Genomic DNA, 16,181 nt, shown 5'->3' with positions numbered 1-16,181 from the left:
TTACCCTCTATATGATCGAATATGAGAAATTTCTAAAATAACAGAATTTTCATCAACTTTACTTTTATGTTTTAACAGATCAAAGTGCCAATTGGCAGAGGCATTTTTTATTTCTGTAGCGTAATCCCGACCTTTTTGCAAAAGAGCGATTGTTTTTTCTGTTAATAAAGGAAAAATAAGCTGTAAAAGTTCATTGAGCGGCGCTAATCCCCGTGCCGTTATAACATCGGATATGGAAATTTTTTGATAGACATCTTCAATTCTAGCGTGATAGACTGTTGCTGGAAGGTTAAGTTGAGCAATAACTGTTCGCAAAAAAGCGACTTTTTTTCCATTACTTTCAACAAGGTTAATATGCCCTGTTTTTTTTTCTTTCAGAAAAATAGCAATCACAATTGCGGGAAAACCTCCCCCTGATCCTAAATCACACCACTGTAAAGAATGGCTATACAAAGGAAAAATTTGTGCTGAATCTAAAATATGCCGTGTCCATAGATCTGGTATTGTTGCAGCAGATATCAAATTAATATGCGCATTCCATTGAAGTATTAAAGACTCAAACTGCATTAAATTTTCCATCGTTTCACGTGAAACAGAAGGAACAATATTTAATAGTTGTTGATATTTTTTTTCTGTAGAAAAATTCATTAAGCTGTTTTCGCCTTTTCACGTCGTTGACGTTGAATATATGTAATAATAAGCGATAATGCAGCGGGTGTCATGCCATCAATTTTTTGCGCATCAGCAATTGAACGAGGCGATACTTCTTGAATTTTTGATTTAAGCTCATTTGAAAGACCTGAAATTGATTGAACATCAAGAGATGAAGGAATCTCTAAACGTTCATCTCTCTGAAGAGAAGCAATATCTTGTGCTTGTTTATCTAAATAAACCGCATATTGTGCTTCAATTTCTAAAGATTCTACCGTTTTAGAATCAATTGTTCGTAATTGCGGCCAAAAATGTGACAGACGCTCTAAAGTCATATGAGGATAAGCAAGAAAATCATAGGCCGAACGTCGAATTCCATCATGGTTAACGTGTAATCCATGAGCAAAAGCTTCATTAGGTGTTAAAAAAAGATTCTGGCATATTGATCGTGCTTGATCAAGACGTTGTTGTTTTTTCTGATAACAGTCCCAACGTATTTTACTGACAATACCCCATTCTTGTGCCAAAGGTGTTAAACGCGTATCAGCATTATCAGATCGTAAAGACAAACGAAATTCAGCACGTGAGGTAAACATTCTATAAGGTTCACAAACCCCACGTGAAACCAAATCATCAACCATAACACCAATATAAGCCGTAGAACGACTTATAAATATTTCATCTAATCTACCTACTTTACGTGCCGCATTCAGTCCAGCTAAAAGTCCCTGTGCTGCTGCTTCTTCATATCCTGTTGTACCATTAATTTGTCCCGCCAAAAACAATCCTGGTAAAGAGCGTAATTCTAAATTTCTTGTCAATTGTTGTGGATTAACAAAATCATACTCAATTGCATAACCAGGTTGTAAAACTGTCGCATTTTCCAATCCTTCAATGGTTTTTAATAGGGAAATTTGTATATCTTCAGGAAGAGACGTAGAAAGACCATTTGGATAAACCGTATCATCATTTAATCCCTCAGGTTCTAGAAAAATCTGATGTCCGTCACGTTCTCCAAATTTTACAATTTTATCTTCAACTGAAGGACAATAACGAGGTCCTAATCCTTCAATATTTCCAGAATATAAAGCAGAACGATGAATATTATCACGAATAATTTGATGTGTTTGCGCATTTGTACGTGTTATTGCACATTCAATTTGTGGCTGTTCAATTTTATCTGTTAAAAGAGAAAAAGGAATAAGATCTTCATCTGCTTGTTGTTTTGAAAGACGATCCCAATCTATTGTTTTTTTACTCAAACGAGCAGGGGTTCCAGTTTTTAGTCGTCCAAGTTTGACATGATAATTTTTTAAACGTCCAGCAAGTTGCACACTTGCGGGATCTCCCATACGGCCAGCAGCCCATGTTTTATCACCAATATGAATAAAACCATTTAAAAATGTCCCTGTTGTTAAAACAACAGCACCAGAAAAAATTGTTTCTTGTTTTTTTAAAACAACACCTGATACATAATGATCTTTAACAACCAAATCGATAACTTCATCTTCAATGAGCGTAAGATTTTCTTGTTCTTTTAAGAGTTTTTGAATAGCTTCTTTATAGAGTTGTCTATCCGCTTGTGTTCGTGGACCTCTTACTGCTGGTCCCTTACGTCGATTAAGGAGTCTAAACTGAATTCCAGCAGCATCTGCTGCTCTTCCCATAAGACCATCTAACGCATCTATTTCACGAACCAGATGACCTTTTCCAAGACCACCAATAGCAGGATTACATGACATCGTTCCAAGTGCTGCTATTTTATGTGTCACAAGCGCTGTTTTTGCTCCTACACGCGCTGAAGCTGAAGCTGCCTCACAGCCCGCATGACCACCACCAACAATAACAACATCATATGATTGCATTTAATTTATTCCATAAAGAATATTCCAAAGTTTCACGTGAAACAGAATATAAATTACATAATCCTTATAATCTGTCTATGAAATAATCAATGTTTCACGTGAATCATTATTTACCAACACAAAATTCTGAAAAAATAATATCAAGCAAATCCTCAACATCAATATCTCCCGTAATTCTTCCAAGAAAATCACTTGCACGGCGGAGATGTTCTGCACGTAAACTAAGATCAAGAGAATAATAATCAAGAGAAAATTCAATCTCTTTAACAGCTTCTTTTAATAATTGAAGTTGCCTTTTACGCGCCGGAACAAGATTTCCAACTTCAGAAGCACGACGATGACAAAAATCTTCAAGTTGTTTGATAAAATAATCAAAATTTAAACCTGTTAATGCAGAAAATTGTATAAACCAACATTGATCATTTTTTTCACAAAGATCAAGTTTATTACCAACACGCCATATTTCAGCCGACGTTTCTGGTAAATCAACTTGTTTAGGATTTCCTATATCATAAACTAAAATAACCAAATCAGCTTCTTTAACATGCTGTTTAGCAACTTCTATTCCTAATTGTTCTATTTTATTTTCTGTTTTTCTAAAACCAGCAGTATCCGTTAAAAAAATAGGTAAACCACCAAGAATAAGTCTCATTTCTAAAGCATCACGAGTCGTTCCTGCTTCTTCCGTTACAATAGAAACAGATCTTCCTACAAGACGATTCATAATACTTGATTTCCCAGAATTTGGAGCCCCCGCAATAACAATTTTTAATCCATCCCGTAAAATACTTGCACGCTCTCCTTCACGAATATGTTCTCGAAGAGAAATACAAAGATCTTCCACATCTTTCCAAATTTTATCAGATATTGCGTTGGGAATATCTGCTTCATCAGAAAAATCAAGTTCTGCTTCAATAAAAGCACGTGCCTTCATAAGCTTTTGGCGCCAATCACGATAAATTATTGTTAAATGTCCACTTGCTTCCATAACAGCCAGACGCCGTTGACTTTCTGTTTCTGCTTCTATTAAATCAGCAAGACCTTCTGCTTGAACAAGATCTAATTTTCCTTCCATAAATGCACGACGCGAAAATTCACCTGCCTCTGCAATACGGCATCCGGAAAATGTCGACAATTCATCAAGAAAACGATTAACAACCGCTTTTCCACCATGTAAATGAAATTCTGCACAATCCTCTCCCGTAAAACTATGAGGAGCAGGAAAAAAAACAGTCAAAGCAGAATCTAAAAAACTGCCATCACGAGCGATAAGATTTCCATAATGCATAAAGCGTGCTTTAGGCAAACAACCACAAAATGTTTTAACGATATGCACAACATGAGGACCTGAAAGCCGAATGACTGCAACCCCTGAAGGTAACAATCCACTCGAAACAGCAAAGATTGTATCCACAGGTTCTATCCTAATAAAAACTTTAATGACTCTACGTATTCATTGAATCAAAAAATTCACTATTGTTTTTTGTTTGCTTTAATTTATCAATCAAAAACTCAATTGCATCTGTTACATTCATAGGTGCTAAAATACGACGAAGAACAAAAATTTTATGTAAGTCTTGTCGTGCAACCAAAAGCTCTTCCTTACGCGTTCCTGACTTTAAAATATCCATAGCAGGAAAGATACGCTTATCAGCAACTTTTCGGTCAAGAACAATTTCAGAATTACCTGTTCCTTTAAATTCTTCAAAAATAACCTCATCCATACGGCTACCTGTATCAATCAAAGCCGTTGCAATAATAGTTAAAGAGCCACCTTCCTCAATATTACGTGCAGCCCCAAAAAAACGCTTTGGACGCTGCAAAGCATTTGCATCAACCCCCCCTGTCAAAACTTTCCCTGAAGAAGGAACAACGGTATTATATGCACGCCCAAGACGTGTAATAGAATCGAGAAGAATAACAACATCGCGTCCATATTCAACGAGACGTTTGGCTTTTTCAATAACCATTTCTGCCACTTGTACGTGACGTATTGCTGGTTCATCGAAAGTAGAAGAAACGACTTCTCCTTTTACTGAACGCTGCATATCAGTAACTTCTTCTGGTCGTTCATCAATCAAAAGAACGATAAGATAACATTCAGGATGGTTAGTGGTAATAGAATGAGCAATATTTTGAAGTAAAACTGTTTTTCCTGTCCGAGGTGGTGCAACAATTAACCCTCTTTGTCCTTTTCCCAATGGAGATATTAAATCAATCACACGCGACGACATATCCTTTTCTGTAGGATCTTGTATTTCCATCTGAAAACGTTCATTTGAATAAAGAGGTGTAAGATTATCAAAGTGAATTTTGTAGCGAATCTTTTCAGGTTTTTCAAAATTAATCGTATTAATTTTAAGAAGAGCAAAATAACGCTCTCCATCTTTTGGACTCCGTATAGGACCTTCAATAGTATCACCTGTTTTTAAAGAAAAAGATTGAATTTGTGAAGGTGAAAGATAGATATCATCAGGTCCAGGAAGATAGTTAGCATCAGCAGATCGCAAAAATCCAAACCCATCTTGTAAAACTTCAACAACGCCTTCTCCTATAATTTCTACATCTTGTAGAGCAAGTTTTTTCAAAATTGCAAACATTAATTCTTGTTTGCGCATAAGGGAGGCATTTTCAACTTCTAATGTTTCAGCAAAAGAAACAAGTTCAACAGGATTTTTGCTTTTAAGTTCTTGTAGTTTCATTTTTTGCATGAAATACGCTCTTCTAATTAAGGAGAGAATTACTCTAAACAATTCATGGAGGTTTGATGGAATGAAATATTCTTAGAAAAAATAATACTCTACACTCAATTTTTTCAATCTGCAAGTACGAATTATATGAAATTTATTCATATAATATTAAGTAATTATGTAAATAATATAAAATTTAAATAGTATTAAAAATTATTTTTTCCAAAACTTTTTATTAATAAATTTATATTTAAAGAAGGAATTCTTTTTATTTTTAACTGTGTTTAGTGTGAATTATTTTTTATCCTTCATTTATCCTCAATTTTATCCACAAAAGATGGGATAAAAAGAATAAAAATAACACCATCTTAGAGGCATTATCCTCTCTTTCTTTTTATAAAATGCCTTACGTTATCACAAGGAATTGATTTGTGCATAATAATGAAAAAATTTTCCTAAATTTTAGTTTCATAAAAAATGTTAAAGATATATACACATATCTTAACAAGGAGTTAAAATTTTTGTGACAAAAGAAAAAAAATCCTTTCATTTACACATGCTTTCTGATGCAACGGGGGAAACGTTAATTTCTGTTGGAAGAGCTGTAGCATCACAGTATACAATGTATCAGGCAACAGAACATATCTATCCGATGATTCGTAATGAAATACAGTTACAAAAAGCTTTTGATGAGATACAACAAGAGCCAGGTATTGTTCTTTACACAATGATTGATGAAGAACTTAAACTTTTTCTTCAAAAAAGATGCGAAAAAATAAAAGTTTCTTGTATTGATATATTACAACCTGTTTTAAATACTTTTCAATCTTACCTTGGAATACCAACCCATTTACGTGCGAGCGCACAACATGATCTTAATGCAGATTATTTTCGTCGTATTGAGGCATTGGATTTTACAATAGAGCATGACGACGGACAGTCTTACAATAGCTTATCTGAAGCGGATGTAATTCTTGTAGGAATTTCAAGGACATCCAAAACACCAACAAGTATCTATTTAGCAAATCGCGGAATCAAAACAGCCAATGTCCCCCTTATTCCTAATATTGATTTGCCAGAATCCCTTTTAGAGGCAAAAAATTCTTTGATTATTGGTTTAATTGCTTCAGCTGAAAGAATCTCACATATTCGCCAAAATCGCGATTTGGGAGAAGGTTTTGCTTTTGACAATTATACGAATTGTATCAACATAGCTGAAGAATTAATTTATGCAAAACGCATTTGTGAACGTTTTGGTTGGCCTATTATTGATGTTACAAGGCGCTCTATTGAAGAAACTGCTGCTGCAATATTTGAACTTTTATCACGATTTCGTGAAGGAAAATGAGAAAAAATTTTTATGAATCCAGAGACATTAATATTAGCATCTCTTAGTTCTTATCGTGCACAATTATTGAAAAAAGCAGGTTTAAATTTTTTCATTGAAGGAGCTTCTTTTGATGAAAGAGAAGTAGAAAAAAAAGCAAAAGAAAAAACACCTAAAGAACTCAGCTGTTTTCTTGCCAGTGCAAAAGCAAAGAATGTTTCAGATTGTTTTCCTGATTCTTTCGTTATTGGTTGTGATCAAGTACTTGATTTGGAAGGTAAGGTTTTTCATAAAGCAGCAAATATGAAAGAAGCACATCAACGTTTATGTGAATTATCAGGAAAAACGCATTCTCTTCATAGTTCGGTAGCTTTATTTAAAAATGGTCAAAAAATTTGGGTTGAAGCTTTTAGTGCACATATGTCTGTACGTTTACTCTCAGAAAAATTTATTGAACGTTATTTAGCGCGCGTAGGAGAAGATGTTTTAAACAGTGTGGGAGTATATCAAATTGAAGGGGAAGGGATCAATCTTTTTGAAAAGATTGATGGAGATTTTTTTACCATTGTTGGTTTACCTTTGCTGCCCCTACTCGTAAAATTGCGTCATTTTGGAGTTGTTGATGGTTAACTTAAAAATAGAGAAAACAAATTATCCTCGTGCTTTTGTTGTTGGTTTTCCTATTCATCATTCAAAATCGCCAAGAATTCATAATTTTTGGATTAAACAATATGATTTACAAGGGGAATATATTGCACAGGAAGTAACCTCTGAAAAATTCAATCATTTTATTATTTCTTTACAAAAAATGGGATTTTGTGGAGGAAATGTTACTCTGCCTCATAAACAAGAAGCCTTTCGTTTAGCAGATTATAAAGATGAGAGAGCAACAATGATTGGGGCTGCTAATACACTTTGGTATGAAGGAGATAAACTTTGTGCCACAAATAGTGATGCCTACGGTTTTAGTGCTAATCTTGATGACTTTGCATCTGATTGGGGAGGGGAAACAGCTCTTGTTTTTGGGGCAGGTGGCGCTGCACGCGCTATCCTATATGCTTTAAAAAAGAGGGGATTTGAACAGATTTATTTAGTTAATCGTACAAAACAACGCGCTGATAATTTAGCACAACATTTTGGAAAAAACATCAAAGTCTACGATTGGGGTAAAATCCATGAAATACTTCATCAAGCTGATTTGATTGTTAATACAACTTCCATTGGCATAAAAAAAGAAGAAGAAAAAAGCGATTCTTTCTTTTGTGATTTTCATAAGGCAAAAAAAATAGCATTAGTAACAGACATTGTTTATACACCATTAATAACCCCTTTTTTACAACAGGCAAAAGCTTGTGGTCTAAAGACTGTTGATGGGTTTGGTATGCTTCTACATCAAGCTGTTATAGGTTTTGAACGGTGGTTTGGAATAAGACCACAGGTAACAAAAGCGTTACGGACAGCTGTTTTAGAGGATATGAGTGAAGAAAAAAAATGAAGATCGTAGGATTGACGGGATCAATTGCTATGGGAAAATCAACCGTTGCTGATTTTTTCAGACAAGCAGGTATTTCTGTTTTTAGTGCTGATGAGGTGGTACAACAGCTTTATAAAAGTGAACCAGCTTTGTCACGCATAGAGCATATTTTTCCTGATGTTGTTGAAAATAGTGAAGTTAATCGTTTTAAACTTTCTAAAATTTTGATTGATGATAAGGAAAAATTACAAACATTAGAAAAAATAATTCACCCTCTAGTACAAGCAAAGGAAAAAGAATTTATTCATAAAGCGCGCCACCAGGGGGAAAAGTTAGTTATTCTTGATATTCCACTTTTATTTGAAAAAAATGGTGAAAGCCGTGTAGATAGCGTTATTGTTGTTTCTGCTCCACCAGAAATACAAAAAGAACGTGTAATGATTCGCCAAGGTATGAATGAAAAAAAATTTGCCTTTATCAATGCTCAACAAATGCCAGATGAAAAAAAACGAGAACGTGCTGATTTTATTATTGATACAGGGAAAGATTTAGAGAATACACGTCAACAGGTTTTTGACGTAATAAAAAATTTGCTAAAGAATTGAAGTTATGCGGGAAATTATTTTTGATACGGAGACAACAGGTTTAGATAAAGAGAAAGATCGCATAATCGAAATTGGTTGTGTAGAAATGGTTGATCGTTATCTTACTGGGCGCCAGTTTCATGTTTATTTAAACCCTGAAGGTGTTATTATTCCTGATGAAGTTGTAGCAATTCACGGATTAACCAATGAACGCTTAAAAAACGAGAAAACTTTTAGTGATATTGTTGATGAATTTTTAGAGTTTATCAAAGGTGCGACCATGATTGCACACAATGCGAGTTTTGATATAGGTTTTATTAATTCAGAGTTAAAACGCGTCAATAAGCCGCTTATCAGTGTTGATAATATTCTTGATACATTAGCGATGGCACGGCGTAAATTTCCTATGGGCCCCAATTCTCTTGATATTTTATGCAAACGTTTTGGAATTGATAACAGCCATCGTGTTCTTCATGGTGCTTTGCTTGATGCAGAGATTTTGGCCGATGTTTATATTGAACTTATTGGTGGAAAGCAGGGCATATTGGGTTTTGATAACAAAAGGAGTGTTGATAAAAATACCCAAAATGATAAAAATACGCCTTATACGGTTAAATTTCGTCCACAGACTTTACCTTCAAGATTGAGTGCACAAGAAAAAAGGTTACACGCTGATTTCGTCAATAAAATGGGTGAAAAAGCTCTGTGGAATAACTTTAAAATTCATGAATAACATCCTTATCTTTTCTTTAAAAAAGTTACTCAAGAATGAAATATATAAATACCAAAAAATAGTCGTTGTGGGGAGGGGAACACCACAACGACTTTGTCGCTACATCGTACCTCAGCTATCATAGGAGGAGCAAAATGAAAGCCATTAATCCTGTAACAGCAAAGAAAAGCTCTAAGTACGTAATATTAAAGCATAACGACCTTACATCCTATAGAAAAAAAAAATGTCTTTTTATAGGCAAAATAAAAAATTAAAATAAAAGTGAAAAAAACATATAGAGGTAATGTATTTTTTTAGCTGAAATGGAGAAATAAAATTGTCATGAAGGCAACAGATCATCTTTTGTTGGTTGATGGATCAAGCTATATTTTTCGCGCTTACTATGCTTTACCGTCTTTAAAACGTAAAAAGGATGGACTTCCTGTAGGAGCAGTAGCTGGTTTTTGTAATATGTTATGGAAATTACTTTGTGACGCTCGTAACACAGAGAAAGGTATTGTTCCAACACATTTTGCGGTTATTTTTGATTATTCATCGGATACTTTTCGGAAACAAATTTATCCTCAATATAAAGCGAATCGTATTGAGCCTCCGGAAGATTTAATTCCTCAATTCGCGTTGATACGCCAAGCAACAAAGGCTTTTAATTTGCCTTGTATTGAAAAGGAAGGCTTTGAAGCGGATGATTTAATAGCGACCTATGCACAATTGGCAACAAAGGTTGGTGCAAAAACAACGATTATCTCTTCTGATAAGGATCTTATGCAACTCGTCAATAAGCATGTATCCTTGTATGATGGAATGAAAGATAAGCATATAGGTATTTCAGAAGTTATAGAAAAATGGGGTGTTGCCCCTGAAAAGATGATCGATTTACAAGCGTTAATTGGAGATTCGACAGATAACGTTCCAGGTATTCCAGGCATTGGACCAAAAACTGCCGCTCAATTGTTAAATCAATTTGGTTCTCTGGATCTTTTGTTGCAACGTGTGACCGAAATTAAACAAACAAAGCGGCGTGAAAACATACAAGCTTATAGTGAACAGGTTAAAATTTCTCGTGAGCTTGTTAGGCTTAAAACAGATGTTCCTATAGACAATGATTTAGATGATTTTATTTTGGAGCCACAAGATGGACCACGCTTAATTGCTTTTTTGAAAGCAATGGAATTTTCAACATTAACGCGTCGCGTTGCAGAAGTGACGACATGCGATGCAGCTGTTATTGGTGCACTTGATGTAGATGTTGAATGGGAAAAACAGAATTATGGGCATGATTCTGATATCAAAAATATTGAGAAAGCATCTCTTCATAATTTTTCTGAAAATTCTCCACAAGTTTTTGCACAAAAACGTAGAGATCAAGCACTGACACAAAAAATTACAAGAGATGCTTATACGACAATTCTTGATGAGGAAGTTTTAAAAGAGTGGTTATCACAAGCACAAGAACAGGGTTTTTTTGCTTTTGATACTGAAACAACCTCTCTTGATCCGATGCAAGCAAAGCTTGTTGGTTTTTCACTTGCATTACAGCCAGAAAAAGCAGCTTATATACCTCTTGAACATTTTGATGAAGGAGAGGAGGACCTTTTGAGAGGCGGGCGCATTGCCTCGCAAATTGAAACCCAAAAAGCTTTAGCACTTTTAAAACCGCTATTAGAAGATTCTTCCGTGTTAAAAATTGGTCAGAATATAAAATATGATTGGTTGGTGATGAAGCAATACGATATTGCGATACGTTCTTTTGATGACACCATGCTTTTATCATATGTTTTGGATGCTGGAACTTTAACCCATAATATGGATGATTTATCTGAACGTTGGCTTGGACATAAACCAATTGCCTATAAGGATTTAACACATAACGGAAAAAAAATTACTTCTTTTGCACAAGTAGATTTAAAACAAGCAACCCTTTATGCGGCGGAAGATGCCGATATAACGCTACGTCTTTGGCAAGTGTTAAAACCGCAACTTGTGGCTCGGGGTATGACAAAAATTTATGAACGCCTTGATCGACCCCTTGTAGAAGTTCTTGCAAGAATGGAAGAACGTGGGATTCTTATTGATCGTCAGATTTTATTGCGTCTTTCAGGAGAATTGGCACAAGCTGCTTTGATTTTAGAAGAGGAAATTTACAAACAAGCTGATGAAAAGTTTAATCTTGCTTCGCCAAAGCAATTAGGGGATATCCTTTTTGGTAAAATGGGATTGCCTGGAGGCGCTAAGACCAAGGGCGGACAATGGTCAACTTCTGCACAGACATTAGAAGAGTTGTCGGCTGAAGGTCATCTTTTACCACGTAAAATTATTGAGTGGCGCCAGCTTGCAAAGCTAAAATCTACCTATACCGATGCTTTGCCTTCTTATATTTTACCAAAAACAGGGCGTGTTCATACGAATTATTCTTTAGCAATAACATCAACAGGGCGATTATCATCATCAGAGCCAAATTTGCAAAATATTCCAGTACGAACTGCTGAAGGGCGTAAAATTCGAACAGCTTTTATTGCTCCCAAAGGGCACGTGTTGCTTTCTGCTGATTATAGTCAGATTGAGCTACGCATTCTTGCACATATTGCGGATATAAAAGCCCTAAAAGAAGCTTTTGCTAAAGGACATGATATCCACGCTATAACGGCATCACAAATGTTTGGCGTTGCGATAGAGGGAATGCATTCAGATATACGACGGCGTGCAAAAGCGATTAATTTTGGTATTATTTATGGTATTTCAGCTTTTGGTTTAGCCAATCAATTAGGAATTTCACGCCAAGAAGCAGGTCGTTATATTCAACTTTATTTTGAAAGATTTCCAGGAATTAAAGATTATATGGAAAAGACCAAAAGCTTTGCGCGTGAGAATGGTTATGTAGAAACAATTTTTGGACGTCGTATTCATTATCCAGAAATAAAAGCAAAGAATGTAAGAATTCGTTCTCTTAATGAGCGGGCAGCTATCAATGCCCCAATTCAAGGTTCTGCGGCTGATATTATTCGCCGTGCTATGATACAGATGGAAGATGCCTTAAAAGAAGAAAATCTGTCAGCAAAAATGTTGCTGCAAGTGCATGATGAACTGATTTTTGAAGTCCCAGAAGAAGAAAGTAAAAAAACCATGGCTGTTGTTAAAAATGTCATGGAAAATGCTACAATGCCGGTTTTATCTTTATCTGTACCCCTTGAAGTAAAAGTCATGACGGCTCAAAATTGGGATGAGGCACATTAACTTTTTTCATTTATTTTTAAGGATATTCAGTGCATTGGCAAGATTAAGATAGGCTTTGATCGGCAAATGATCTGAGGCAATACGCGCAAGTGGTGAAAGGTGGTTTTCAAGATTTGTTACCAATTGCTGAGGAAAGGCAAAAACGCGATCAAGGGCTAAAAAGGGAAAGAGAGAGGGAAAGCTTGGTACAACTTCAAGTGTGCTATCAAAGTAAGGATAAAAATGGTTTAAAGATGAGCCTTTTCCCATCCGCCACTCATTAAAATCTCCAATGAGGAGTGTAGGCATAAGGGAGCGTTTTTGCAAAATTGTAAGGAGCATTTTTGTTTGTTGTTTACGAGAATAACGGAGTAAGCCAAAATGAGCTGCAATAATACGAAGAGGGCCTGCCGTCATTTCCAGCTCTACAATGATAGCTCCGCGTGGTTCAATACTAGGAAGAGAGACTTGTAAGATATCACGTATATATCCTTTTCGTACAAAAAGAGCGTTCCCATGCCAACCATGACCATGAGGTGACATAGTATTGAGAGGCACAGGAATCAAACCGGTTTCAGCTTTTAACAGCTGAAGATTAATCAAGCCAATGCGTTCCCCAAAACGTTTATCTGCTTCTTGAAGAGCAAGAATATCAACTTGCAATTCAGTAATAACACGGACAATCCGTGTGGGATTAAAAATTTTATCAACACCTACACATTTATGAACATTATAAGAAGCAACGGTTAGATCATAATGATTATTTTGGTTGAGGATATTTGATTGATGGTGAGAGCGGCTATGGATTGCCTTTAAAAGGGAGTTGTGGAGTTTTTGTTGGATAAAATCGGTAAACCAAGGGAGTTTTTGCTTGTAAGGTATTTTTGTCATTTTGTGAAAAGAATAGTCCCTAAGAGGCAAAGGATAAAACCTTCCATTAAAAACAAAAGAACCTTGCTTCTAAAAGAAACAAGGTCCTTTCATTAAGGAATGATTTTCGCAATCAATCACGGTTTGAGCCAAGAAATTGTAGCAAGAAAACAAACATATTAATGAAATCAAGATAAAGACTTAACGCGCCCATAATAACTTTACGCCCTTTGGTATCGCTTTCATCTCCTTCATAATACATCAACTTAATGTTCTGGGTGTCGTAAGCTGTTAAACCAGCAAAGATAAAAACACCAACAACGGAGATAGCAAATTGCAAAGCACTTGATCCAAGAAAAATGTTCACAATCATAGAAAGAAACAAGCCAATCAGTCCAATGAATAAGAATGAACCAATTGCTGTAAGATCACGCTTTGTTGTGTATCCATAAAGCGAAAGAGCTCCAAAAGTTGCAGCGGAAATGACAAAGGTTTGTACAATACTTTCTGTCGTATAACGCAAAACAATTGAAGACAATGAAAGGCCGATCAGAGCAGCATAACCAAAAAAGAGGCTACGCGCAGCACTTGTGCTTAATGTATTAATTTTAAAACTGAGAAATAAAACTGCAACGAGTGGTGCAAACATAACGATATAAGAAAATGGAGATGTATAAAATGTTACTCCAAATGATGTTAAATAAACACTGCTATTGATCTGATCTGCTGCTTGGCTCATATCCGTTGTCGTTGCTAATGATACAATTACATAAGCGGCAGCAGCTGTAATAAGCAAACCAATGGCCATTGTATTGTAGACACCCAACATATAGTCGCGCAATCCCTGATCAATTGATGCATCGGCATGAGAGGCAGGCGCTGAACGTAAATTTTTAAAATTAGCCATAATATAAAATCCTTTAGCATATGTTCCGCCAAGTATTGATTTTTAAAAAAGTGTGTCTCTCATGACAGAGACGAGCTTTGTATACGTCTTGAATTAGCAAATACAAAAACCCTTCAGAATCACTGACGGAATTCCAGCATATTCCCCTTTATTATGGAGATTTATTTAAAAATTACAAGAGATTTATCGAAGCAAAGAACCTTACAAATTAGTAAGGAAAAGGTTCATTTTCATGAAAAATATTTCCGTTTTTTTGCCATATTTTTGCAAGATAAAAAGACGAGACTGAAAATTTTTTTGTTATTCATAGGAACCCTATAATTCCTACTTATAACATATCTATCTTTATGGTGATGAAGAGAATAGCGTGTGAAATCACGCTATTTTTAATCTTCAAGATTGTATTTGCTCTCCCCAGCGAAAAGACCTGATTTAATTGTTTTTTTGTATATAACATATTGATACATAACAATATATTAATTGTTATTAATATATCTTTAGGAGTAATTAATTTTTTATTCTAAACACTTCTCCAAAATATAGTGAGATTCCTGATGGCAAATCTGTTTATATTAAATCAGTCAAGATCATTTTCTTGCACGACATAAGCGAGATTGGAGTGTGGATAAAAAGCTTTAAAAAAGGAGTAAAGGTATCTCTCATGAGTTTCTCTTAAGCGCAAAAGCTTATAACAATATTGAGAGCTGGAAAATAATATAATGATACCAATTTGCTTTTTCGTAACCATAAAAATGGTAGTGCACAATGGGGTTTATGCTATGAAACAACAAAACATATGCCTATGGGGCTATTACTTTATTCTTGAAAGATTTTTTCTATTTAAAAATAAAAGGATTTGAAACAGTGAAAAACAACTATTGAAAACTGTTTGAGTTCGATATAAAGCTGTATTTTTATTAAAAATCAACATATTAACTTTATATTTTATTTAGAAAAGAGGGATAGAAATTGAAATTGTAAAAAGCACTGATAGCAAACATTTTAGGAGATAACTGTAATCATTTAATAAACACTTTCAGTATTCCAAAGTCTCATTTATCGACAGCGATTATGAAAAGTATAATACAAAATCTTTTCTGAAAAGTGTATCATTCTTGTATACGTACCATTTTGACTTAATAAAGATGCAAGCTGCTACCATTGTATTCTTTTTTGTCTCTAATGTTGCGGTACACTTTGTATGTGAGAGACTTCATAAGGGGCATTTTTATTTATCCACTCGTTGCATTACGCATAAAGAACGAAGCAGCTATTGAATTGCCAATACACTTACTTTTTTCAGAGATATTCCCAATATTTCCAAGCTCATTTTGCGATGGCATTTGTAAATGGTATAGCGTAAAAGCCACTGAACACCTCCAATGCTTATGAAAGAGCAAGCCGTCGCATCATCGTTGTATTTATCAGCTTCCAATGTTGCGACAGTTCTTGGCACTTTAGACGATTTATAAGAAGTATTTTTAGTCCTTTCTTGTGCAACTTTACCTATACATAAACTCCGCTTGTGTTGTGCAAGAGATATGGTTTTAATGCATCCAACATGAACAGATTTTAAATGAAAGAATTTTACGATATTCGGGACGCTTATTCAACACGCAAAACAGAAAATTATTATTTATAATCAACGGATTAATTAAAAAATATACCATTGAAAATAGTTGAAAAAATCTTCTTTATTAAACAATATATAAAAATAAAATAAAGAGACTTTTTAACGAAGCTAAAGAAAAGTGCTGTAAGAAATGATATCTGTAAAAATTAAAAAACATATGAAAAGCAATCGTTCTAAGCAAATAAATAGAACTTTAGATGCTGTAAAATATTTTCATCTCATGATGTGAGGTGACGA

At 34.9% G+C, this 16,181-nt stretch carries 12 protein-coding genes; 6 read left to right on the top strand and 6 right to left on the bottom strand.

Features of this window, described 5'->3' with window-relative positions; all coding sequences use genetic code 11:
• From rsmG to rho, 4 genes are all read right to left on the bottom strand, one after another.
• Window positions 1-648, bottom strand: a complete 648-nt coding sequence (rsmG, locus tag CEV08_RS00635; protein WP_100129859.1) for a 16S rRNA (guanine(527)-N(7))-methyltransferase RsmG — start codon at window positions 646-648, stop codon at window positions 1-3.
• On the bottom strand, window positions 648-2,516 hold the full coding sequence (gene mnmG / locus CEV08_RS00630; RefSeq protein WP_100129858.1) for a tRNA uridine-5-carboxymethylaminomethyl(34) synthesis enzyme MnmG: 1,869 nt from the start codon (window positions 2,514-2,516) through the stop codon (window positions 648-650). The genes rsmG and mnmG overlap by 1 nt, the downstream gene beginning before the upstream one ends.
• A 106-nt stretch (window positions 2,517-2,622) precedes the next feature.
• Window positions 2,623-3,930: a tRNA uridine-5-carboxymethylaminomethyl(34) synthesis GTPase MnmE gene (mnmE, locus tag CEV08_RS00625; protein ID WP_100129857.1), complete on the bottom strand. Its 1,308-nt coding sequence runs from the start codon at window positions 3,928-3,930 to the stop codon at window positions 2,623-2,625.
• 31 nt (window positions 3,931-3,961) lie between these two features.
• The gene (gene rho, locus CEV08_RS00620) at window positions 3,962-5,227 is read right to left on the bottom strand and encodes a transcription termination factor Rho (protein ID WP_100128109.1); all 1,266 of its coding nucleotides are present in this window, start codon (window positions 5,225-5,227) and stop codon (window positions 3,962-3,964) included.
• A 502-nt stretch (window positions 5,228-5,729) separates the two neighbouring features.
• Between rho and CEV08_RS00615 the strand changes: the two genes are divergently transcribed.
• From CEV08_RS00615 to polA, 6 genes are all read left to right on the top strand, one after another.
• Complete coding sequence (locus CEV08_RS00615; protein WP_100129856.1) at window positions 5,730-6,554, top strand: pyruvate, water dikinase regulatory protein; 825 nt, start codon at window positions 5,730-5,732, stop codon at window positions 6,552-6,554.
• A gap of 12 nt (window positions 6,555-6,566) precedes the next feature.
• Window positions 6,567-7,163, top strand: coding sequence for a Maf family nucleotide pyrophosphatase (locus CEV08_RS00610; protein WP_100129855.1), 597 nt, complete (start codon window positions 6,567-6,569; stop codon window positions 7,161-7,163).
• A complete protein-coding gene (locus tag CEV08_RS00605; RefSeq protein ID WP_100129854.1) occupies window positions 7,156-8,028 on the top strand; it encodes a shikimate dehydrogenase in 873 nt (290 codons plus the stop codon). Before CEV08_RS00610 ends, CEV08_RS00605 begins: the two co-directional genes overlap by 8 nt.
• Entirely contained in the window at window positions 8,025-8,612 is a 588-nt protein-coding gene (gene coaE / locus CEV08_RS00600; RefSeq protein WP_100129853.1) for a dephospho-CoA kinase, read from the top strand. Before CEV08_RS00605 ends, coaE begins: the two co-directional genes overlap by 4 nt.
• Before the next feature lie 4 nt (window positions 8,613-8,616).
• Window positions 8,617-9,324 (top strand): DNA polymerase III subunit epsilon, encoded by a 708-nt coding sequence (gene dnaQ, locus CEV08_RS00595; protein ID WP_100129852.1) that lies wholly within the window; start codon window positions 8,617-8,619, stop codon window positions 9,322-9,324.
• A 321-nt stretch (window positions 9,325-9,645) separates the two neighbouring features.
• On the top strand, window positions 9,646-12,555 hold the full coding sequence (gene polA, locus CEV08_RS00590) for a DNA polymerase I (protein ID WP_100129851.1): 2,910 nt from the start codon (window positions 9,646-9,648) through the stop codon (window positions 12,553-12,555).
• Between the two features lie 6 nt (window positions 12,556-12,561).
• On the opposite strand, the gene CEV08_RS00585 is transcribed toward polA, so the two are convergent.
• On the bottom strand, window positions 12,562-13,425 hold the full coding sequence (locus tag CEV08_RS00585; protein WP_100129850.1) for an endonuclease/exonuclease/phosphatase family protein: 864 nt from the start codon (window positions 13,423-13,425) through the stop codon (window positions 12,562-12,564).
• Window positions 13,426-13,537: 112 nt separating this feature from the next.
• Window positions 13,538-14,311: a Bax inhibitor-1/YccA family protein gene (locus CEV08_RS00580; protein ID WP_100129849.1), complete on the bottom strand. Its 774-nt coding sequence runs from the start codon at window positions 14,309-14,311 to the stop codon at window positions 13,538-13,540.
• Window positions 14,312-16,181: the final 1,870 nt, after the last annotated feature.

Origin of the sequence: Bartonella tribocorum (genome assembly GCF_002778015.1) — a bacterium.
In the GTDB taxonomy this organism is placed as follows: domain Bacteria; phylum Pseudomonadota; class Alphaproteobacteria; order Rhizobiales; family Rhizobiaceae; genus Bartonella; species Bartonella tribocorum_B.
Note: the sequence above shows the minus strand (reverse complement) of the source record. Positions and strands in the feature narration are given on the sequence as shown.